Annotated in this window: 21 protein-coding genes; 5 read left to right on the forward strand and 16 right to left on the reverse strand. The window is 38.9% G+C overall.

Annotated features, from left to right (window positions below):
• Positions 1–118: 118 nt before the first annotated feature.
• The 5 genes from AC0LWF_RS07210 to AC0LWF_RS07230 form a co-directional block, all read right to left on the reverse strand.
• Positions 119–697: a hypothetical protein gene (locus AC0LWF_RS07210; RefSeq protein ID WP_474650869.1), complete on the reverse strand. Its 579-nt coding sequence runs from the start codon at positions 695–697 to the stop codon at positions 119–121.
• Positions 698–860: 163 nt separating this feature from the next.
• Positions 861–1,220 carry a tetratricopeptide repeat protein gene (locus tag AC0LWF_RS07215; protein ID WP_474650870.1) on the reverse strand — a complete coding sequence of 120 codons (360 nt, stop codon included), beginning with the start codon at positions 1,218–1,220 and terminating at the stop codon, positions 861–863.
• A gap of 21 nt (positions 1,221–1,241) precedes the next feature.
• Positions 1,242–1,919 carry a hypothetical protein gene (locus AC0LWF_RS07220; protein WP_474650871.1) on the reverse strand — a complete coding sequence of 226 codons (678 nt, stop codon included), beginning with the start codon at positions 1,917–1,919 and terminating at the stop codon, positions 1,242–1,244.
• Positions 1,920–2,061: 142 nt separating this feature from the next.
• Positions 2,062–2,409, reverse strand: a complete 348-nt coding sequence (locus AC0LWF_RS07225; protein WP_474650872.1) for an IolE/MocC family protein — start codon at positions 2,407–2,409, stop codon at positions 2,062–2,064.
• 151 nt (positions 2,410–2,560) lie between these two features.
• The gene (locus AC0LWF_RS07230) at positions 2,561–3,406 is read right to left on the reverse strand and encodes an HNH endonuclease (RefSeq protein ID WP_474650873.1); all 846 of its coding nucleotides are present in this window, start codon (positions 3,404–3,406) and stop codon (positions 2,561–2,563) included.
• A 1,125-nt stretch (positions 3,407–4,531) separates the two neighbouring features.
• Between AC0LWF_RS07230 and AC0LWF_RS07235 the strand changes: the two genes are divergently transcribed.
• Positions 4,532–4,849 (forward strand): IS110 family transposase, encoded by a 318-nt coding sequence (locus AC0LWF_RS07235; RefSeq protein ID WP_474650874.1) that lies wholly within the window; start codon positions 4,532–4,534, stop codon positions 4,847–4,849.
• Positions 4,850–5,039: 190 nt separating this feature from the next.
• Here the strand turns inward: AC0LWF_RS07235 and AC0LWF_RS07240 are convergent, their stop codons facing one another.
• Entirely contained in the window at positions 5,040–6,704 is a 1,665-nt protein-coding gene (locus AC0LWF_RS07240; RefSeq protein ID WP_474650875.1) for a TniQ family protein, read from the reverse strand.
• 139 nt (positions 6,705–6,843) lie between these two features.
• Here AC0LWF_RS07240 and AC0LWF_RS07245 point away from each other — a divergent pair, with 139 nt between their 5' ends.
• Both AC0LWF_RS07245 and AC0LWF_RS07250 read left to right on the forward strand, forming a co-directional pair.
• Positions 6,844–7,176, forward strand: coding sequence for a helix-turn-helix domain-containing protein (locus AC0LWF_RS07245; RefSeq protein WP_474650876.1), 333 nt, complete (start codon positions 6,844–6,846; stop codon positions 7,174–7,176).
• Positions 7,177–7,431: 255 nt separating this feature from the next.
• Complete coding sequence (locus tag AC0LWF_RS07250; protein ID WP_474650877.1) at positions 7,432–7,593, forward strand: hypothetical protein; 162 nt, start codon at positions 7,432–7,434, stop codon at positions 7,591–7,593.
• A gap of 680 nt (positions 7,594–8,273) precedes the next feature.
• Here AC0LWF_RS07250 and AC0LWF_RS07255 read toward each other — a convergent pair.
• From AC0LWF_RS07255 to AC0LWF_RS07295, 9 genes are all read right to left on the reverse strand, one after another.
• Positions 8,274–8,975: a hypothetical protein gene (locus AC0LWF_RS07255; RefSeq protein WP_474650878.1), complete on the reverse strand. Its 702-nt coding sequence runs from the start codon at positions 8,973–8,975 to the stop codon at positions 8,274–8,276.
• 1,386 nt (positions 8,976–10,361) lie between these two features.
• Positions 10,362–12,470 (reverse strand): DUF262 domain-containing protein, encoded by a 2,109-nt coding sequence (locus AC0LWF_RS07260; protein ID WP_474650879.1) that lies wholly within the window; start codon positions 12,468–12,470, stop codon positions 10,362–10,364.
• Between the two features lie 452 nt (positions 12,471–12,922).
• Complete coding sequence (locus AC0LWF_RS07265; protein WP_474650880.1) at positions 12,923–13,114, reverse strand: hypothetical protein; 192 nt, start codon at positions 13,112–13,114, stop codon at positions 12,923–12,925.
• 11 nt (positions 13,115–13,125) lie between these two features.
• Complete coding sequence (locus AC0LWF_RS07270) at positions 13,126–13,950, reverse strand: NUMOD4 domain-containing protein (RefSeq protein WP_474650881.1); 825 nt, start codon at positions 13,948–13,950, stop codon at positions 13,126–13,128.
• A 214-nt stretch (positions 13,951–14,164) separates the two neighbouring features.
• Entirely contained in the window at positions 14,165–14,440 is a 276-nt protein-coding gene (locus AC0LWF_RS07275; protein ID WP_474650882.1) for a helix-turn-helix domain-containing protein, read from the reverse strand.
• A 388-nt stretch (positions 14,441–14,828) separates the two neighbouring features.
• On the reverse strand, positions 14,829–15,047 hold the full coding sequence (locus AC0LWF_RS07280) for a hypothetical protein (RefSeq protein WP_474650883.1): 219 nt from the start codon (positions 15,045–15,047) through the stop codon (positions 14,829–14,831).
• A 357-nt stretch (positions 15,048–15,404) separates the two neighbouring features.
• The gene (locus AC0LWF_RS07285) at positions 15,405–15,725 is read right to left on the reverse strand and encodes a restriction endonuclease (protein WP_474650884.1); all 321 of its coding nucleotides are present in this window, start codon (positions 15,723–15,725) and stop codon (positions 15,405–15,407) included.
• A gap of 1,062 nt (positions 15,726–16,787) precedes the next feature.
• Positions 16,788–17,426, reverse strand: a complete 639-nt coding sequence (locus tag AC0LWF_RS07290) for a hypothetical protein (RefSeq protein WP_474650885.1) — start codon at positions 17,424–17,426, stop codon at positions 16,788–16,790.
• Between the two features lie 6 nt (positions 17,427–17,432).
• Positions 17,433–17,657 (reverse strand): helix-turn-helix domain-containing protein, encoded by a 225-nt coding sequence (locus AC0LWF_RS07295; RefSeq protein WP_474650886.1) that lies wholly within the window; start codon positions 17,655–17,657, stop codon positions 17,433–17,435.
• Positions 17,658–17,727: 70 nt separating this feature from the next.
• Here AC0LWF_RS07295 and AC0LWF_RS07300 point away from each other — a divergent pair, with 70 nt between their 5' ends.
• Both AC0LWF_RS07300 and AC0LWF_RS07305 read left to right on the forward strand, forming a co-directional pair.
• A complete protein-coding gene (locus tag AC0LWF_RS07300) occupies positions 17,728–18,912 on the forward strand; it encodes a DNA cytosine methyltransferase (protein ID WP_474650887.1) in 1,185 nt (394 codons plus the stop codon).
• 81 nt (positions 18,913–18,993) lie between these two features.
• Entirely contained in the window at positions 18,994–19,731 is a 738-nt protein-coding gene (locus tag AC0LWF_RS07305; RefSeq protein ID WP_474650888.1) for a recombinase family protein, read from the forward strand.
• A gap of 317 nt (positions 19,732–20,048) precedes the next feature.
• On the opposite strand, the gene rlmD is transcribed toward AC0LWF_RS07305, so the two are convergent.
• Positions 20,049–21,506, reverse strand: a complete 1,458-nt coding sequence (gene rlmD, locus AC0LWF_RS07310; RefSeq protein WP_474650889.1) for a 23S rRNA (uracil(1939)-C(5))-methyltransferase RlmD — start codon at positions 21,504–21,506, stop codon at positions 20,049–20,051.
• Positions 21,507–21,508: the final 2 nt, after the last annotated feature.

The raw sequence follows: 21,508 nt of genomic DNA on the forward strand, positions 1-21,508 counted from the left end.
AGGTGCTGCCCTTACTTTCTTTGTATACTTTGGTAAGAATAAATAAGAGGGGCATTTAAGTATGTAGGCATATATAAAGAAAGAGCATACACGTCGAAGTGTATGCCTCTCATTCATCTCAGATTTTAGCATCGATTTGGAATTTATAGGATTTTGCTTTACTTAGATCATCTAGGCTAGTGAGCGTTAGTGTCTTGGTATCACCTTTATCAATATAATTGAGGGCACCATCTGCTGTTCCTACACGTTTCTTGTTTGCATCGTAGAAAGTAGCTGTAACGATGAGACTTTGATAATCCACTTCGTGATTTTCCACTTCTACAGTTACCAAGTATCCAATCCCCATGTTGTTTTTAACCTGGATGTCTTTGAAGTATATCTTACCTACAGCATAGGCATCTTTAGGTACAGTATCCGTTGAGGTCCCATTTGTAGATTCTGCCGAACTAGCCGATGTATTCGTCGATGGGAGTGATCTAAAGTTGATTATGTTTGTGTTAGAATCCACGTTGACGGTTTTATTTGCTAGTCTAGCTGCAGTATCGACGGTGACGTAATACTTGCCATTCTCTTTAATAACCACGCCTTCCATTTCTCTACCATCTACAAAAAGACGTAATTCAGGGCTAGCTATCACACAACCAGCTGCGAAAGCTAAACCAAGCACAAATGCCCCAAGCAGGATCCGTTTGAACACCGACATACCTCCCACATACTTTGTATTTTTATTATAACATTCGGAGACATCTCCCCTTTGTGACTTATGCTACTTCAGCCCTATTACAGTCATACGTATTTTACATCCATAAGAATATTCGTGGTCCCAATTAAACAAACCTGCCCCGTTAGCGGAATGAGCGTTAACTAAAATGCTTTTTTAGATAAGTTAATTTTGAAAACCTTTTGTCATAACTTTGTCGTTCCAAAAGGTTATCTAACCAAAATAATGCTCTTTGTTTTTCTCCAATTTTAATAAAGGTTTTAATGACTCGTTTGAAATTGCTGCCATATTTGAATTGCTCTTTGGATACCAATTCAAGCGCTTGATTAAAATATTCGGATGCTTGCTTAAAATCCTTCATTTTTAGATTTAGAAAACCCCAAATAAAATAAACCACTCGCTCTTTCTTTGATGGTGAACGGTTGGTTATAGCCTCTTTCATCGTTTCAATTGCTTTTTTCCTAAGGTAAATGGAATCATAAAAATTAGCTCTGTCCACATAATATTCAACCACATCACATTATGAAATTTCATCCATATGGATAAAGAAGTCCAGCATCCTGCTACTCAACATGTGATGTTTATTAAGACCTAGGTAGGTTTTCATAACTGTAATCGCTCCTTGCCACTCCTCGATCGTCTCCGGCCCACCGACAGACTTATCCCCAATGAAATAGATATGGACCAGGTAAGCAGGGATCTTGTTGCACTCGTTTAAATAATAAAGATGACAGAGCCGATTAGTGTATTGGTAATAAGTCCGGGTCCATTCTGAATAAGTTGAAACTTCCAGGTAGTCGCGTACCGTTTGCATAGAGCTTTCAATCAGTTGTCTGGAAGCCCCTTTTGCCTTAGAGGGTGGTGTAACCATTTCCGGAATATTTGCTTTCGCTTCCACCAAAATAGGGATGTCTCCATTTGCAAGAGCTAATGCATCCCATTGCGGTCCTCTGTTCGGCCAAAATTGATGTAGTGGCGTTTGGATCCGTCTTGTTAACTGTAATCCTTCCAAAAAATCTTCATCTCGGTATTCCGCCCAGTTATTACACTCAAGCGGTGAAACCCACTTGAAATCCCACTCCGAGGGCATCCCGGTCTTAATCCAGTGGGATTTGAAAACCGCGGGAAAACGATTTACAAGTTGCTGGATGTCAAACAGGCTGCCCTTTCCTTGCCCCTTTTGCGGATGGACGGACATTGTACAACCTCCTCATTGTTCATGATACCTCGATGACTTTCTTTGTTGACCTCTGCTTACTTCTGTTCTATGAATTTAATGCTTAACCATGAGCTTTTCGATCTAATAAACTTCAAAAATTCACGTAAGTGGATTAGAAATTTCAGTTCGGCTGGACCTTTAAATCTTCACCAATCAGCTTTATCCCATCATAAATGACACCATGGTCATAACTCTTGATATCAAAGTAACCATTGTAATAATTCCATACATCTGGACGATTCGAAAACTCGGCAACAGTATCCATTATTCGTCCGAATAATTTGGTTGCTTCAGTTTCTGTAAGATCCCCCTCAATCATAAGTCTGAATTTAACATCTTTTTCACCATCAAACGAAGATGCTGTTGTAGCAATCCCATCAAGGTTTCTAAAAGAGTCCTCAGTTTTTCCTACTGCATCTATGGTGTGATGTACATTACCGACATTAATTGTTACACACATTTTTCCCATTATCTAAGCACCTCACAAACGCTTAACAGTGACATCAATTGGCCTGTTACAAGTTATTCGCGAGTGTTTAAACTATCCTCTAGTTAGCACAACAGGTTGCCGTTAATTTGGCAACCTGTTTTAATCGTGCGTTCGGCAGCGTATCTTTTACTTAATTACTTTGATCAAAATATATTTTGAACAATTTTTCGATGGTTAGTTGTATGCCACAGTTTGTGAGTCGATTTGTTCTTTCATTGAACAACTTGACGAGTATAGGCTCTATTTCAATAAAAATAGCATGATGAAGTTTTCTGTGACATGCAGCGCACAGTGATACAATATTGGCTTCTACATCCAAGCTATAAGAGTAGGCATCTTGGAACTCCATTGGCACCAAGTGATGGGCTTCAACATAATTCTTACCTGTGATTTTGGATGTAAACTCTCGATGGTTGGGATCCACTTCACAAATATATTTGGCAGAGACAATTGCTCGTTTGGCGGTGTGGGAACTCCGCTTATATTTAGCGCTATTATTATTGTTAATTTTGCCGGGCTTTGGTTTAGGGCTGTCCTCAACTTCAACGTTGTCCGGAACCTGTTCCGAAAGTACATCAAGTTGGAACTTGCCGTCATCAGGTTCTAAGTGCACCAGCCCGGTCGAGTCTAAATTATCCTTATCTAATAATTTCAGTAATCGAATAACATCTAGATAACTTGATCCGTATTCAGTAAGTATCTTTATAACTTCTGCAACCGTCTTATCTTTAAATAACGCTCGATAATTTGCTTTTAATCCAAAGTAATAAAGAATATTAGCTGAGTTTCGCCCATTTGTTCTACCACTACTTATCCCTAATACATATATGTCTAACCATCTATGTTCTTTTCCATTTATTAAATGTTCATATAAAACTCTAGCTTTAATTTCATCTGAATATTGTTTATATTCTCTAATTCTACCGCTGGGCTTTAATTCTGGTAATTGAATTGAGTTATTATTAGTATTCAACATTGTAATCTACCTCATTAGTTATTTTTATTACATTCACTTTCCATTGGTTTTATCATCCGCCTAATGTCTCGTGGCAGCCTTGTGTTTTGAATTATTGAAGCTCTTGTGCCCGTTTGTTTAATAAATAATAGACACTGCCACTCTTCTTAGATAATCTTTAAAAATGAAAATCTTTTAAGCATTATTTTCAGAAATCGATTCTTGAACCTCTATTTTATCAATGGCGCTTTGCTTTGATTCAATTTCAAATATTCCTTTAAGATCAATCCCTTTTTTAAGCTTTAATATCAATATCAGCGGAAGATAAAGAATCGAAGAAAAGAAAACTTCAAAAAATATCATCGTAATCGAGTAGATAAAAGTGAAAAAATTATTTCGTTTGCCCCTGAAAGTTCTTTGCCATTGAATGTTGCGTTCACATTACCACCAAGTAAACTTATAATGGCAAATAATAATCCAATGATTACCCCTATCGAAAGTGAGATGCAAATATTCCATTTAATAAATGAACCAAACTTTAGATGTTTCACTTTGATCTCTGTCTTCTGATGCAATGAAAATCCCCCATTGTCTCGAATGAATTTAATTATATCTAACGAATTATTATATATAAATTTCGCGAGTACTCTACAATTAATTTTTCTCGAAGGCATTGAACTATTCTAACTGCCCCGTTAGCGGAATAGGCTGCGCTATTGTGCCCCGTTCGTATTATGAGGTCAGCCAGTTTTTACTGGTTGACCTCTTTTCTCTGTAAGAGGTTTAGTTTAGTTAGTTACGATAGCCGGGGTAGAACGTCTGTCCGTGGGGCTAGCCCCCGTGCGCTAAACTGTTCACCCCCCTACTTGTAGAAACATGTTTGAGGCTGGTTGGGACATCGATCCCGAATAACAAGCGAAGCTATGACACTACAAGCGGGATTTGGGGCTACCGGCGAATCTTAGGAAGTGAAGGTGTTACAAACGATGAATCCAGTAGTTGGGCTGGACATTGCTTAGGGAGACAGTCAGGGCCAGGCTTTCTTAGATAAAGGTCAGCCTTACTGGCGTCCCTCATATTCACGAAGGTTTAGAGGCTTTCCATTCGTTCTTAAGCTTTATCGAGGAACAAACCGACGAAAAACCCATGGTTATCTTCGAATCGACAGGTGACTACCATCTTCCAGTTACTCGCTTCTTGGAGGATCATAATTACTTGTTTGTCGTAGTTAATCCGATGCTTTCTTATCAGGCCAAGAAAGCCTCCAGTTTACGCAAAGTAAAGACCGATGCTGTTGACGCCTACTCCCTTTGTGAACTGTTTTACAAAGAAGACTTTGAAAGGTACAAAACTAGGCAAATGGATGCCCTCGCTAACGAATTGGAAGAATATCAGATTATCCAATCGATTCCCGGTATTTATAGAGCATACCTGAGACCTCCTCGCCGACCAAAGATACGATGAAGTGTTCAATAACAGTTTGACCACTTTAGTAATACGCTCCTACTACAGTAAAAAAATAGGAGCCTCCATTGTACTCGGAGCTCCCGATCTTTAAGAATATCTCGATTCATAATAGACGTACGGCTGGCTTCACTACAACACTAAAAGATTGTCACTGAATTGACTTTACCTTGTACAGATACAAGCATTTTTATTTTTTGAAGTTGTTATTCTTCAATTTCAATCTTTCCTTCAGCGAATTCAATGCAAGATAATAACTCTCAAGCACTTCAGCCTCAACTTCAGGAGCCTCCTCAAGAGATGAAGCAACCTCTAGGCCATCGGCATCTAACAAAACAAGGTGGTCTGATTTATCAGAACTATATAAGATTGGGATTGTCCAGCTGCCAGTCCTCTGAGCAAGTTCAAACCACTGATTCTTTAACATTTGGGCATTAGAGTAAACTTTGTCATTAAAGACGACTCCTTTGCCCGTCACAGTTGCTAAACCAAATTGCAGCCCCGCCTTATCATCTGGTATCATAGCTCTTCCCTTCCCTCGGCCATTATTATTTACAAATTGGTGTATACAACTTCTTAGCTCTCCCTCATCGAATGACACATCCATAATTGAGATACAATTTTCTGAACTTCCTGAAATCAAAATCTTATTCTTAATTAGCAGCACAAGCCATGAAACGGAAATCCCTTGCCCTGGGTATTTAAGCAAAGCGTCTCGAAGAGTTATTTTCCCTATCGGAGAACTAACTTCCCCCTTACATTCATTGAATACATCTACAACTTCTGTTCTGACTAGAAGCGCTCGGTCGTTTACTTGGACTTCTTTAAAGATGGAGAGTCTTATCAAATCTTCAATTACTTCTAAATTGATCCCCATGATGTCCGCTGCCGCGGTCCTAGTAATGTATTGTTGTGTGTGACGGAATGACATTGAGGATGTGTTTATCCCCTTCGTCGTTAGTCTAGCTACGACAAAGTCAAGGTATGAACATTTAATCCGATCAAAAACAGGATCTACAAAAAGCTCTTCAAAATTACTCTGATCCGTCCATAACCTTACCGCAGCACTATAATGTTGACTAAGCACACGGATAAAATTAGTAGGGAACTGCTCATACATCTGCATTACTTCATAAACAGAAAACCCAATTGAGTAATTCTCATTATCTTTGATTGAAGTATCTGTTACTGAATTCGGAATGTTAGAACTCCGTTTATTTCGAAAAAATGCTAAGCTATGCTGGCAAAGTGTAATAAACTGGACTATCGTAAGCTTCATACCAGCTATTGTAATCCTTGAATCTGTAGTACTGAAAAGTTCTGCTAAGGCCATTTGTGAGTCAATAAAATTAGGTACAAGATCTTGTGTGGTTAGAGTATTCTGTCTGCCCAATACTTCATTGCAATTCCCGCATTGATCCTGATTGAGAGAGATAAGTGTCACTGGTTTCTGACAAACCGAACATGATTTTAGTAAATGAATTTTGTGAATAGGACAAATGATAAATGGACTAAAAAACCACAGTTTTCGGTGGTATGCTCTGTCTTTTAAACACAGCGGGCAGAATTGAACTTTGTGGCTTAAAATTATCATTTTGAAATTTTTTTTACTTTCAAGCTCCTCAAATAAATTATTAGAGCTCATGTCTTGAAGCATCTCTAGCTGTTGATTTGTAAGATCACAAAGTGTCATCAGGGTCTGTTCTTGAAACAAGTTATTCTGGAGATCTGTTTTGCATAAGTTAAGTTGTTGCTTCAAGTGTCGTGTATTTACATCTCCGTTCGCTACACTCACTCTGTAAATATAGCCGGCTAAACTTTCATCCTTGTATGGACGTGACCGTTGTAGAAACATCCTCTTCCCTCCTTATCAAACAGTATCTCCAAAACTTTCAAAAATACCACATATATATAGTATTTAATATTGAATACTACATATCTAACCATTTCCTCAATAGTTATCTTTTACTACACTTTCTTTAAGAGGTGTAGCAATGGCTAACATTTTATTGTCAGTTGGAGCAAAAGTGCGCGAACTCCGAAATCAGAAGGGTTTGACCCAGGAGCAGCTGGCCGAAAAAGCTGGGTTTTATTATACGTATCTTGGTGGAGTTGAACGTGGAGAAACAAACGTTTCTTTATTAAACCTTCAAAAGATTGCGGATGCATTAGATGTTAGCGTCAAGGAATTATTGACATATGAGAAAACTTTCGTTGCTTCTACAGCAAGAGAAAAAACTATGATAGAGCTGTTGGGTTTGCTTTCGAAATTAAAGTTAAGTGATTTAAAGAAAGTTAAGGCGATTGTGAAGCAATTCTTGGAATAAAAAATGCGGGATAGTCAATGACTACTCCGCATTTTTTATTTCTGTAAACTTAGTTCCGAAACAAACAAAACCCTCAGATCATTTTTTTAATTTTATTATCTCATCGCTGACAAACTTGATGTAAGGCGACAGTCCTTATGATACTGCCATCGGCTTGCACGGAAGTCCTTTTGTATCTAGGTTAAAGAGAAGAAAACACGTTGAAAATTGGATCTATTAAGTAGGCTTGTCTGATTCGGTAAAGGCGGGGTTAGAGTGAAATTATTGAAAGACACAACATTGTTCAGCTTGGCAGAGCTTTTTAGTAAAGCCCTTGGCAGAGATGATATTAATAAAATCGCAGTCCGTACAGAACTGTGGAATAAGCGAAACATACTTCCAAATGAAAGAAAGCTTGTTATCAAGGAAGTAAGGTGAGTCAGTAAAAAGTTTGCTCTTTTACTTTCACTGTTTACGTAGCTCCCTCAATCCATAACGAGAAAAAATTGCCCGAATTATTCCAGCAGCCTCCCGACTATTAAAACAGCAGGCTGCTTTTATGTAGTAATTATCGTTGATCTTGAAAATCTCCTGACGTATGACTTTGTTAGTTGATCAATATGCAATAGATGCTTTTATTAACTCCACCTTCCATGCAGGCGATAGATTTAATTGACTGTGTAGGCCAATTAAAGAACATTTACTTGGGTCTGTTGGCTACAGCCCGCGGGCTAATTTATTATGCCAACATGTTGCGATCCAGAATAGAAGGTCATGCAATATCTTGGCTACATGTGATTCATTACAATAAAGTGTTGTTTTAAACCCCTTTGATATCACTGAGTTTTTCATGCACCTGCTTGTGTTCAAATTACAATAAAGTATTGTTCCAAGTGATTTATAGAGAACAATTTGCAGCGACTTCATTACAATAATGTATTGTTCTCGAAGTCACTGTTTATACTCACTTTCTTCGCATACAAAGGCAGCCGATTATTCTAAACGACTGCCTAACATTTTGAGCTATGGATATCATAATATGTCGGCATTCGCTTTTGTCCGAAGCATTAATTTGCTCTCCAGCGGATCGTTTTCACCATGATATTCGGAATATACCTTCATTCCATTAATGCCTTGAGCTTTCTGACGATCTCATCTCTTTCAAGGATTTGTTTATCATAGGCATCTAAGAGATCATTAATTCTTTGATCAAGTTGATCAAGATTAATAATAACTGAGCTCTTTTTATTGGGTTTAACTTCAGACATATTGATTCTATACTCGGAATGTTTAAGTTTTTGCTCTTGAGCTCTTATCATTTGTTTTCTTTCTTCAATGGCTTTCAACTCTTCTTGTTTCTTGAATTTCAAATGGATCTGCTGAAGTTCATTCTGTTTTTGCGCTTCCTCATCTTTAAGCTCTTCAAGTTGCTTTTCAAGTTCTTTAATTTTGAACTCAAACTGACTCCGTTCTTCCTCACTTTGTTCTTTATCAGTTAGAAATTGAAGCTCTCTTATTAATAACTCCCTCTTTTCTCTAAGGAGATTAGTCTCTTTAAGCACTTTGTTTTTCAAAAAAACCAGTTCCAATTGCATATCATCTTTAGCCTGCTTAAACCATTGATGTAAATAGTCTTCACTTATCTGTTTGATCCGCGTTCCGTGGAATTGAAATGGCAATTTATCATTTTTTATGTCCTGTTGTAATTTCGTGTACCAAAAATTCCAGCTATCCTTGTCCCCTCCCATCATTTCGTTTAATTTTTTTCCTGCTTCGGCAACAGTAATGAATCCGGGTAGTGTTTGATATTCCCTTGTCATTTTATCCACTCCTTTAATCCTTATTAACTTTATATGCTCTTATCATTTGACAAATTCGTAAAGAAACTAATGAAATTAAAGAACAAAGAGCAGCTGGGCTAGATCAAGATGACAGCGCTGGAAATCGCGAAGGAGAACCATCTAGCTTTCCTGTTGAACGAACCGGAGTAGAGCGAGGAGTAAAAGCTGGACTTTGTACTCACGGATGAACTGGACGACCTCGGCGGTGCGAGGACGCCGAAGTTAAAGCAAGAAACAATGCCTAAGCGGCGTTGTTATTGCGAGATGTTTATATTAATGCTAATAGATATCGGCTGTGGCTGTAACTTTAGCGGTCTAACTTCTTCATTGACTTTACTTAGCGTAGGCGGATTTCCTTCATCGTCATTTGCATGTTTAAACAATACGTAGATGCCACCAGCACTAAAACTGATCATTACAATCCCCATCGTCAATATCATCAATATCACCTCGTCATTAGAGTTAAAATAAACCCCTGGGAAAACTTTCAACCCCATCTGAAGCCCAGTACCATTCCACAGAATCTAACAAAGCCAAAACAATGCATACGATCTAGACCGTCGAGTTGCAGCGTGATCCAAAGCGACGGCCTATAAGCACAACATCACCGAGAACAGCGAGTGCCCTCAAGCTTGGGCTGGTTTCCTCCTTTCCTTAATTGCTTCTTGATAATTAATACGCTCTTTAAAATTTGTCCTATTCGTAATGAATCAAAAGAAAATAAAGAAATTAAAGAAAGCCTGCCTTTCTTATTATTGCAGACAAAAAAACCATTCCGCGGGATTGCTACCCCTTGAAGAATGGTTTCTGATATATCAAGGTTTCTTAATGAACAGGACTAACTTATTTGTGCCAATTTAACGTTCCAAATTGGTAGCAAACAATATTCCAACCGGCATTGTAATAGAAATTGTAATTCAGGTTGACATTAGTGGCCTTTGGAGATCCCTAAAATTGAAGAGAATTTAACTTGAGTCATTTCTTTCAATTTGCATACCCTTTTTACACGTGCACCGATTGTCTCCGACACAATAGCTGCTCCTTCAGAAAAAGTCACGGTGATCAAATACAGCATCACCGTGACTTTTTAGTTGATTATTTCTTCATTTGTCATCAGACCAATACTTTTTTGCAACCATTTAGCTCAGAACAATACTTTATTGTAATCTGTCAGCATCATGTCCGATTGCAAATCATATGGAGTTATTACAACAACGATAATTTATATCAATAGCCAAGTGTCCTCATTTCGTCGGAAAAATAGGTCCGCTTCTGGTAATAGTCCGAGCGAAAAATTAGCTATTTTTTCAAAAAAAACCTCCCCCATTCTGATAGGGGAGGATAATGGGTAAAAATGCATCTGTTTTATCCTCGAAGAATCTGCTCTCTTCTTATAGTAAAAGTATCTTTAATTAGCTTGCCTCGAAAATCTCTTAATGCTTCCATTGAAGAGGAAGTCGAAAAATCGTTGAACATTGTTTCTGGAATTTGAGCGTAAGTATCAACTTGCTTTATTAACCATGAATCCGTTAAGTTATTAAGTTTCTTGTCACCTTTTAATACATTGTCCTTTCGAGGTAAGGCACAAATATTAAAGATATTGCTCTTATTCATTTTAGCAATTGCATGGCTAGAAGAAGCAATATCACTTTTAGGAATAATGTGGTCAAAATCGTAATCCAAAATTATCGTACCTATTTGAGGGCCCATAATTTCAGCTAGTGTATAATAATAAAGGAGTAGGAGTTTTATTTTTTTATCAACTGACTCCGTATTACTATAAACACTTCCATTTATAGTCCCTGAATCTATAACCTCATTAATAAGTATGTCCCATCTTTCTTGTGGGACTGGTTCAAACATATCATTTGCGTTCAAGTTCTTTAAATTCGTTTCGAGTTTTGAGTCGCCTGGACCACGCCATTGATTCGTAATATATTCATATATTACTTGATCAAAAGTTATTGCGGCATTTCTCAGAAACTTTTTATGTTCAGTAGACGTAGCCTGTGTTGGTTTTCCTTTTCTTTCCCAGTCCCTTAAAGTTACAAGAAGAAAGTTTATTGCGGCTGCTTGGCTAGTAAGTGAAATTAGAGACTTACTCCATGATGCCCAGTATTGAAAAAAAGGAGATTTTAATAACTCATCGCTCAGTTGATTGACTTTTACCTCAAAGTCTAAGTTCCCCCAGTTTAGTTTCTTATTAGATTTTGGGAGGTCTTCAATGTGTTCTTTTTTAATACCCCCTTCATAATAACCACTCAATAATCTAAAACCGATAGTAAGGTCATCACTCATAGAACAAATATATTTTATTTTTAGTCTCTCTAGTATTGTAGCTGCAACATCCCATTTAACTATGTCATCATACTGCTTTACTCCCAATTTCTTGTAGAGCTTGTTTACATTTGAGACAAGATATTCCGACGGATCCTCTACCACTTTATTCCAAGATGGTTTCGCTGACAAAATTTCTGCAGGGTCAAGTTTTGTGCCGCCAGTATTGATAATATGAAAGATTTTTTTTGCATCGTCATCTCTATATCCTTTTAATTGGATGTAGCCAATTTTCCCTTCTTTTAATTGTAAATTTAAAGATTCCAGAACGTTGAAAATGTTTAATATATCAGACCATCGTCTATCGATTTCTTTTTTTAATGCTGGATCTCCCTTTAAGATTTTGTTTTTTTGTTTGATCCATTCGAAAAATATTTCTTGAGAAGGGGGATATTCAAGTTGCTTTTTTAAAGATTTTTCTTTTTGGTAGTCAATCCAAAGTAGTAGCTCTTCTGTATTAACGAAATCTTCTCCGTTGCTATCAGTTTCGATGTAATCGAGTCCCTCTACATGTTTTGAAAAATTGAAGGGCTTAGTTAGACCGTTGTGTTTTCCGCGTATTGGATGAATAGCGAGAATAACATTTAAAAGTCGAGTAAGATCTCCTCTTTTATAAAAGTTTGCTGAAGTAGGAGGTCCACTTGAAGCCGCCGCAAGTTGTTCACTTGCAACAGCAAGTTCCTGTACCTGAAGGGATTCCTCAGTTTCTGTATCTGTAAAATCGTTGCTTCCTGTTTCTTGAGTTTCGTCACTCTCTGTGTTAGTTATTGGAGCGTCTTCCGCATCATCACCAAGATACTCATCAAGCTTTTCCCAGAACTTTCTACTAATCTCATGTTGAGTATCATTTACTTTAAACCCAACAAAGGTTTTAGCCCACCGATAAATCTCCTCTGGGTTCTTCATTTTAATTAAAGCTTCTCTTCTTTGTCTTCCGTCTAGCAACCACTTTTGTAGTTTCCCCTCATCTTCTTCCATATTTATTACAACAACACCTAATGGGTAATCCTTGTAAAGACTAATGCATAGTTCAAAATTTTGTTTGTCGAACCACGTCTGTTTTCGCTGAAATCGAGGTAACATTATTTTGTCATCTGTGGTAAAAGCATCGATAGTGACTTCTTTTAATTCAAACATGGTATATTCCCCTCACATAAGAAATAATTCAAACACCAGAATATTCTATATGTTTTATCAAATCCCTTTATTCCCCCCCTTACTTTGGAAGATTATTGGGCAATACTTATTAATATGTTTATCTTTAGTTTGTATTAATGGAGCAACTGTAAAGGCTCCGTTGGTAATCAGATATAAATTAACAAGCTATAGGTGATCGGATATTATCGCAAAAAAAGAGAGCCAACGCATAGCCAGCTCCTTAACTATCGTATGTTGCGTGAAGTCTCATTTCCTGTGGACTATCCTATTGAAGAACTTTAACCAATATCGTTAAGGCCGAGAAGAATGATGAGCGGTCGACAGATGGATACGAATCTTCTTCACCTCTCGCAGTTCTGTGGGTCCTACGGCAGGCTCGGTATCGTCTGTCGTAGACCAACTGGGCAAAGACAAGCTCATCCTTGATATCACTATCCATATGTAATGACATCAATTCCACTTAACGGTATGTACATGATTCCATCATTAAGCCGCAGCCTAACCGTCCACGTCGATAGATCCTCTACTGTCCCCTGCAGCCGCTCCCCATCGTCCGTCATAACGATAATAATTTGACGAGACAGTTTGGCCTCTATTAATTGTAATCGAAACTTCTCTTCCACCTCTAACACCCCTACTCGCCGCGGTAATCAATCTCAGATAAGCGCTGCTCAAACGCTTGTTCCCATAACACTTTTGTTAGGAAATTTTTGCTCTCTCCATTCTTAGATAGCTTAACCCACTTAAAACCGTACTCATTACCTCCTCGCTCTCGAAAACGGTTTCTGGCAATGCTAAAAACCCGTCCAGATACCGTTATCTCATACTGGCCTTCATAGCCCTTAATCGGTACTCGCTCTTCTGTCCGATCGCGAAACGCGTAGTACGTCTCATAGCCAAATTGCGGAGACTTCTGTTTATAGACCTTCTCCAGTTCATTCAGCACCTTGAGAATAGCTGAATCGTCCTGTCCGGTTTGTTGGAGCGCGGCAATCAAAAAGCCTTGTTCTGCATCCCAGCTCATAACGTCGTTTACGTTCGGCTTCTCCATATCAATGACAATAGGAATCTCAAGGTTCCCCTTAGGAATACTAAAAATTTCATGCAATTCATTTGTCCTGCTTTCGCACGATGAATCCTCATTCTGACGGTTTTTATCGTCCTTTGGTTCCCGATCCAAGGCTTCTGCCCCTATAACGCCGAATGTCTCACGGATAAGATTCCCGGTCTCGTCCAGCTCGCGGAACATGACTCTACCATCCATCAATGGTATGATCTCAATGTTCGAACTCGGAGGATTCTCCATTTGCTCCCATATACGACGTAAATTCCGCTCCCAGCGTCGCTGCTCCCGTTCGTAGCGCTTGATAATCTCAAGTGGAGTATCTAGACGCAAATCGCCTGTCTCTTGATCGAACTCAGGCCAGCTATACCACGGGGGTTGGACCATCGATACCATAAATCGCTCTCCTCAAAATTAGAATACGATACATAAGTGCAATGATAGAGCTATCGCGCTCACTATAATCGGTCAAATCTTCGATTTGTAAACTTCGTCAATTCCAAATACAAAAAAAATTCCGCACTCGCAGTAGAGTACGGATGAATAGTTATACGTATCTTCATGTTAGTATACTGAACTTTACTTGTCTAATATTATTTTGCTTTTCATTTCATTCCAATATTACATCAATTAATTCATGAAGGACTCTTCGTAATTTTTCCTTTTTCTCTTTACTGATGAATGAGGTTCCCTCTATCGTGTTATTTATTGGTATCTCAGGAGTAATTCCAAGCCAATTCAAAAAAGCGTTTTTTGGAAGTAGAATCTTAGAACCTATCTTTACATGCGGGATATCACTTTTTTCCCTAACTAATGCATATAACTTATCCTTGCTAATATTTGCAATTTCTGCCGCCTCGGTGACAGTTAACATATTTGAAGACAAATACACACTCTCCTGACATTAAAAAATTACCTTTTAAGAATATTATTCAGTTTGAGTAATACTAAACAATAAATTGTGTGGAATCAGTTTAAGAAGAAAATGACTGAGTACCAGGTATATAAGGTGCTCTGAAGACAGCACTATCATGTAGAGTAAAATCAGTCGGCGTTATCCACTAGGGAGTGTTAACTGATTCATTGTAAGAATTGCTCATGAATGATAGATTGCTATGTTGACTCAATCTGGACAACTGCTTTAACGATCTATAGCCCGTGTTTTACTACCTAGTCTTACCAACAAATTAACGATTTAGCCATACTCATAGTTTAATTTAGTCTCATGAGCAACTTTAACCATTATTCAGAATTATGAAATTCATATAAATGGTTCAGTCTTCTTCCTCTTTCCAAAAATCAATAATCTCGCCTGTAGAAACATCTATATAAAATGATATTATACTACCGGATTTCTCCTTAAACACACAAAATCTTATAACCTCGATTTCATCATAGCCAGCTTCTTCACCATTAAAATCTGAATTCCATTGAATACAGTTAGAATCAAAATATTCATCATCGTCGTCGTTCTGTTCCTTTAATTTCATCATTTGACCACTCCCAGTATAATAGATGCATAATTACTATATAAGGATGTGATCTTTAATATGATATTAATTATGAAATACAGAAAGCACTCATACATAGCGGGATTCAATTGTAACAGCTGAAGGTGTTTTTAATTGGATATTATTTACCAACTACCGAATCTCCAAGCCTCTTACAAAAACAGGTATTAACACATATTTTGACATATTTGTTTTGACCAATTTTGCTTAATTAAACAGAATGAGTCGATTGATTGGTACCCTAAAAGCGGGGTCCATATTCCCCTATTTAATTCCTTTTTTAACACTAGTAAGAAATAATTCACTTATTCTATCTTTACTTATTAATCTAAGTTCCTTTTAAAAATATACTAAATCTATTCCAGAAAATAATTTCACTGGATATCCGTCCTCAAGGACTTCCTTTTGTGTTTGAACAGTATAGTAGGAAGTAGTAACAAAAATTCCATATTGTCCGCGATTTAAACGAGCTACCAATCTTGAAACATGTTTAGGCTGTACAGACCGATCTCTGCTAAATCTTTTGGCCTCTCCTAAGAAACTTATATCGTATGAAATTGGGGAAGGCAAAGTAAAGTGACCAAAAAAATCAAAACCACCGTCAGCTACATCCTCACTAAGCCCTTGGTTTTCATCAAGAATAGCAATTTCCTTTGCCATAATACTCCAACCCTTTCAACGCGAGTTTTTTCATCTCTGCGTAATTATGTTTAATTACACTCAAACATTAGGGCACGCGCCTGTCCATATAGTATCTCTATTATACCCTTATATCTAATAGCTTTTTATCTCTATTTTCCTTATTGTATTACTGTGTAATACCAAGGTTGTTATTAGCCTATTGTTCCATCATGCTTAGATTCTTCATTGCCACTGTTGTCAGATTAGCATTACTTTACTCATATAACCTACTCCTAACGAAATTATTTCTACTTTATCGCTTTACTCTCCAACAACATATCAGTTCCTTTTCCAAATACTTCTGCACCTGCTATATGCATAACGTCCAACCCAATTTCAGACTCGAATTTTTCACAAACATATACCCACGATATGTGCATAGTGAAGATAAAACCCGCTCCCATGAATGAAACGGATTTTATCTTGTTCTAACTTTGGCTTTAGTTTTTGTCTAATAGCGGATAGCCTTTGTTCTTTCCCAGTACTCCCCTGATCCCCATATTCGAGACCAAAGATTCCAGTATCGGTTACAGCACGGAGAACACACTTCCAACTCCTTCTGATATTGCTGCTGAATACCGAGTTCACGAGTCAGGCTTGAGCCCTCAAAAAGGTTAACACCAATTTCGTCCCAACCAATATTTCTCGTCGCCTTCCGGCCGATCCATTACTTCGAATCCCCTTGCTACATCATCGGGATGGAATTCAACCAATTCACCGTGGACCAAACCATGTCCTTAGACCATAGCGGGGTAGGGTCCGAGGTCAAAAAGCCAGCCTCTTGTCGTAGCCGGCGTTATGCTTTTGACGAAGGCCTCAATCAATCGGTTGTTGACCTCTCCTTTTTCCCAAAATCCATTAAAACAAGGGGCGTAGCCTATGTAGGCTCGCCCCTCCATTCCATCCATAATACGCACTCCACATGTGTTGAGTATCCAGTGAGAACAATCTATCTATTCCCAGTCGAAGCGGGAGTATTCGCTGATCTAAATAATAAACGAAGACCTTACTATCTGATATGATAAAAGGTCTTCGTTTATTTTAGTTATAGCCAGGGTATGGCTTTTTTTCCGAATGTCTATATGGCACTATAGATTCATCAAAATAAACTAACCTCATATCGTTATGTGCGTCAGTTGATATTGTAGCCGTTTTTCCAGAATCGCCCTCTGTATTACTTACTGAAAAATCAGAGTCTTGTAAGTAACCAATTTTCGCTTCCCAAATTGAAACTACATCACCTCTTGAATCTTTACCTTTAACATAGTTACCTGACGAATCAGTTAAAACATATCTAAATGTTAGATAATAACCTTCTTTAGGTAAATGACCTTTAGGTTTATTTGTCTCTAAAGCAATCTTTATTTCTAGCCCTTCTCCCTCACCACTTGCTGGAATTAAGTCAGGGAACGTATGTGGCTTATTTCTTATAAATGTACTATTGGAATGAAGCTCACACCCAGCACCCAATAAATTACCCACAATTGAGGACAAATTCGCAAGTTCAACTAAATTGGATAATCTAGGAGAATTATTAATAACTAATTGCTGGTCTATTATATCAAGTGTTTTATAGCAATGTTCAATTGCATTTAGTATCATATCTTGAGGAATGTTCAGATGTGCTAACATAGGTAAAGCACTATCACGAAAACACTCTTTCTTTACATGTCTGCTCATATTTATCTATTCTTCCCTTTCTACCATCATTAACAGATCTACTAGTGATATCCCTAAAGCATTTGCTATTTTCGCTGCTGTGTTTATTGTTGGTTCACGCTCCCCACGCTCGATAAGACCCACAGTAGTCCTGTGAATCCCAGCAGCCAGCGCAACATTCTCAAGTGACAGACCTTTATCTTTTCGAAGTTTAGCAATTACTTTTCCAATCTCGATATATTTATGATCCATACTATTAAGTTATCAGACTTGACATTGCTTCGAAACGAGACTATAGTCTACAATAAGGGATGGTGACAACATGTCTACATTAGGTATTATGGATTTATTTTGTGGCACTGGAGGATTCTCATATGGTTTTAGTAAATATAAGGGAATGTATGAAACTGTTTGTGGAATCGACATTCTAAAAGAACCTGCCAAGACAGCGGGACTAAATCATAAAAATGCTTTTATATTTAACGAAGACATCAGAAAGCTTCGCCCATCTGAAGTTAAAGGTGCATTAGAAAAAGATAATAAGAAGGTCGATTTAATTATTGGCGGCCCGCCATGTCAAGGCTTCTCGTCAATTAGACCGTTTCGATCAAGTAATGAGGATGACCCTCGAAATAACCTATTTGAGCAATTTGCATTGTTCGTTAATTTCTTCAAACCAAAAGCTTTTGTATTAGAGAATGTAGTTGGATTAGCAACTTATAAAGAAGGACAAACTATAGAAGCAATTCAAGAATGTTTTTTCAACATTGGGTATGATACTGAGTGGTTAATCTTAAATGCTGCAAATTTTGGTGTCCCCCAAAAGAGGGAACGTCTAATAATGATTGGCGCAGAAAAAGGAACTCCTATCCTGTTTCCAAAACCAACTCATTTTTTTAATGGTAAAACTATTGGTTATAAAGATAAGTCAAAAATGCTTGTGACTGAACATAACTTGTTTGAGTCAAACTTACCCGATGCTATTAGTGTAATGGATGCAATTGGTGATCTTCCGTATCTAAAAAGCGGTGAGAAAGTTGATGAATACGATAAGGCACCAATCAACCAATACCAAAACGAAAGAAGAAATGGATCAGATATTTTATTGCTACATGAATCAACAAATCATTCACCTAAGATGCTTGAAATTATTAAACATTCTGGTTCTAATATAGAATGCATACCCAAACATCTGATATCCAGTGGGTTTAGCTCATCTTATTCCAGACTGGAAGCTGATGAACCATCGGTAACAATGACTGTAAACTTCGTTCACCCCGCATCAAACAAGTGTATTCATCCAATACAGGATAGAGCACTTACCCCACGAGAAGGGGCTAGAATCCAAAGTTTTGATGACACATACAGTTTTTACGGAAATAGAAGTCAAGTAGTAAAACAAATTGGTAATGCTGTGCCACCATTATTAGGTAAAGCAATAGCGGAATCAATTACAACGATGCTGGGATTAGAGTCTAAACAGCCTGCAACAGTTTCCCCCACCTAAGGTGGGGCTTTTTATTTGGTGTAAGAAATCCCTTATCGATCTTACTGACAATGTGGATATTGTGGATAATGTTGATAATCTGTGAATAACGCTGTCTCCAATAAAAGTGAAGTGTCATTTTTAGCACTTCACATGCAAAGTGAAGTGTCATTTTTAGCACTTCATGAAGTGTCATTTTTGACACTCAGCAATTATCTTAGTGAAAACTGCGTTCCTACTCCACGATCAGTTTCAGGTGCAAGTAATGCGGGGATTAGATGGCATCAAAGCAGTGTAAAAACGATTCTTAGTAATATCATTTACACTGGAACACTTGTCCAGCATTGTGAAGAAACTGTGGATTTCATTACAAAGAAGCGCAAAAAGATAGACGTTGATAAACAGATTATCCATCACCGCCCCGAACTCGCCATAATTACAATGGAGGATTATCAAGCAGTTCAAGAAAGAATGCGGGTGAAAGGCAAGAACAAAAGCAATGGTCAGGAAAGCCTGTTTGCTCACATTGCTGTTTGCGCTGATTGTGGTAAAGGGATGACGTTCCGCAAGGATCGAGGTAAAGAAGGGGCTTATGTATGTGGAGGCTATGTAAAGCATACAAAGTCATTTTGCTCCTCACATCTGATTAAGGAGCGAATGCTGCTACTAATGGTTAAAGATGATCTTCGGGAACTCATTAGTAGTAACGTCAAGCTAGACAGACTTTATACTGTAATAAACGGGGAAGTAAACTCTCATCAGAGTAACAGTAAGAAGGAGTTGCAGAAAGTTAACAACAGCCTTAAACAGCTAGACGTTGAGTTTCAGGGGCTACTATAACTTTACACCCAAAAAGCTGTTAGTATCGAACAATTTTCTGCTCAGAATGAGCGCATTCAAGCAGACCTAGGTAAACTGGCCAAACAGAAAGCAGAATTAGAATCACAGCAAGAAGCTAAGAAAAGTACGGACGATCATCTTCGTGCCTTTTAACGCCAAATTGATAAGTTTGCAAAGTTAGACATAGAAGATGATCGTGTACTAAAGCAACTACTTCAAACTCTCATTCATAAGATTGATGTCCATGAAGATGGCTCAATTAAAATTCACTACAACATCACCCGCCCCACATTAATTGGGGCGTAAGAATCGAGGGACTAATCGCTAGTCCCTCTCCATTTTAGTAACACTGAGCACTCCACATGTGTCGTATGCGGAAACATATCCACTGGCTGCACTTCTACAGTGCGATAGCCACCATCCTCCAGCACACGCAGGTCGCGTGCGAGTGTCGACGGATTACATGACACGTATACCACGCGTTCCGGGCGCATTGCCAGGATTGTTTCAAGCAGTGCTTCGTCGCAGCCCTTACGCGGTGGGTCGACGACGATGACGTCGGCCACAATGCCTTCTCGGCGCCAACGCGGGATGACGACTTCGGCTGGACCAGCTTCAAAAGAAGCATTCGTAATGCCGTTCAGCTCGGCGTTGCGTTTCGCGTCTTCGATGGCTTCAGGCACAATCTCCACGCCGTAGACGTGACCAGCAGCCCGCGCCAAGAATAAAGAAATCGTCCCGATACCGCAGTAAGCATCAATTACACGCTCACCGCCGCTGAGTGAGGCGTATTCCACCGCTTTGCGGTACAGTTCGACCGTTTGTACCGGATTCACTTGGTAGAACGAGCGTGCCGAAATCGCGAATCGAATGCCGTCGAGCTCATCGTAGATTACTTCACTGCCCCAGAGGACGCGGGTCTTGTCTCCAAAGATCACGTTCGTGTCGCGCGTGTTCACGTTCTGCACGATGCTGGACACGCCGGGTAGGGCTTCGCGGATCTGCTCAATCCAGTATTCCACTTGCGGGATGCGCTCTCCATTTGTAATGAGTACAATCATCGCTTCGCGGGAGACGAAGCCGACACGTACCATTACGTGACGCAGCAGACCGCGGCCTGTCTCTTCATTGTAAGCCGTGATGCCGAGCTTGTTTCCAATCTCCTTGACGCGAGCTACTATCTCATCATTGAACGAGTGTTGGATCATGCATTCGTCCATGTCAATAATGCGATGGCTCCCTCGCGCGTAGAAGCCACCAATCAGCCGGTCCGATGACATCAAGCCGTTGCCATCTGTCACTGCAGCTGCCATACCCATCGGAACGGCAGCCTTGTTCCGGTAACGCCAAGGCTTGAACATGCCTAGCGCAGGATGCACTTTTACCACGTCAGTATCCGCAGCCAAATCCCCTTCTCCTGCAACTCGTAGCTTTCCGATCCGCTGGAGATTATCCACCACGTGTTGACGTTTCCATTTAAGTTGTGCCTCATAGCTAAGGTGCTGCAGTTGACAGCCGCCGCATTGCTTATTGATCGCACACGGCGGCTCGACGCGATCGACACTTGGGATCAGAAGATCTAACAGCTTCGCGTAACCGTAAGCCTTTTTCACTTTCATCACCTTTGCCCGCACGCGTTCTCCGGGTAGTGCTCCATTTATAAAAAGGATAAACCCATCTTTACGACCTACACCTTCACCCTCGTGCGACAAGCCAATAATGTCGATAATGATTTCTTGATTTTTCACCAAAGTCACTGACTCATTACTGCTCATAC

The organism is Paenibacillus sp. sgz302114, assembly GCF_056120345.1.

Coding starts and splice junctions, on each gene's coding strand:
- AC0LWF_RS07220 (WP_474650871.1), bottom strand. CDS start 1,919: ATGTCCGTCCATCCGCAAAAGGGGCAAGGAAAGGGCAGCCTGTTTGAC.
- AC0LWF_RS07225 (WP_474650872.1), bottom strand. CDS start 2,409: ATGGGAAAAATGTGTGTAACAATTAATGTCGGTAATGTACATCACACC.
- AC0LWF_RS07230 (WP_474650873.1), bottom strand. CDS start 3,406: ATGTTGAATACTAATAATAACTCAATTCAATTACCAGAATTAAAGCCC.
- AC0LWF_RS07235 (WP_474650874.1), top strand. CDS start 4,532: ATGGTTATCTTCGAATCGACAGGTGACTACCATCTTCCAGTTACTCGC.
- AC0LWF_RS07240 (WP_474650875.1), bottom strand. CDS start 6,704: ATGTTTCTACAACGGTCACGTCCATACAAGGATGAAAGTTTAGCCGGC.
- AC0LWF_RS07245 (WP_474650876.1), top strand. CDS start 6,844: ATGGCTAACATTTTATTGTCAGTTGGAGCAAAAGTGCGCGAACTCCGA.
- AC0LWF_RS07255 (WP_474650878.1), bottom strand. CDS start 8,975: ATGACAAGGGAATATCAAACACTACCCGGATTCATTACTGTTGCCGAA.
- AC0LWF_RS07260 (WP_474650879.1), bottom strand. CDS start 12,470: ATGTTTGAATTAAAAGAAGTCACTATCGATGCTTTTACCACAGATGAC.
- AC0LWF_RS07270 (WP_474650881.1), bottom strand. CDS start 13,950: ATGGTATCGATGGTCCAACCCCCGTGGTATAGCTGGCCTGAGTTCGAT.
- AC0LWF_RS07280 (WP_474650883.1), bottom strand. CDS start 15,047: ATGATGAAATTAAAGGAACAGAACGACGACGATGATGAATATTTTGAT.
- AC0LWF_RS07285 (WP_474650884.1), bottom strand. CDS start 15,725: ATGGCAAAGGAAATTGCTATTCTTGATGAAAACCAAGGGCTTAGTGAG.
- AC0LWF_RS07290 (WP_474650885.1), bottom strand. CDS start 17,426: ATGAGCAGACATGTAAAGAAAGAGTGTTTTCGTGATAGTGCTTTACCT.
- AC0LWF_RS07295 (WP_474650886.1), bottom strand. CDS start 17,657: ATGGATCATAAATATATCGAGATTGGAAAAGTAATTGCTAAACTTCGA.
- AC0LWF_RS07300 (WP_474650887.1), top strand. CDS start 17,728: ATGTCTACATTAGGTATTATGGATTTATTTTGTGGCACTGGAGGATTC.
- rlmD (WP_474650889.1), bottom strand. CDS start 21,506: ATGAGCAGTAATGAGTCAGTGACTTTGGTGAAAAATCAAGAAATCATT.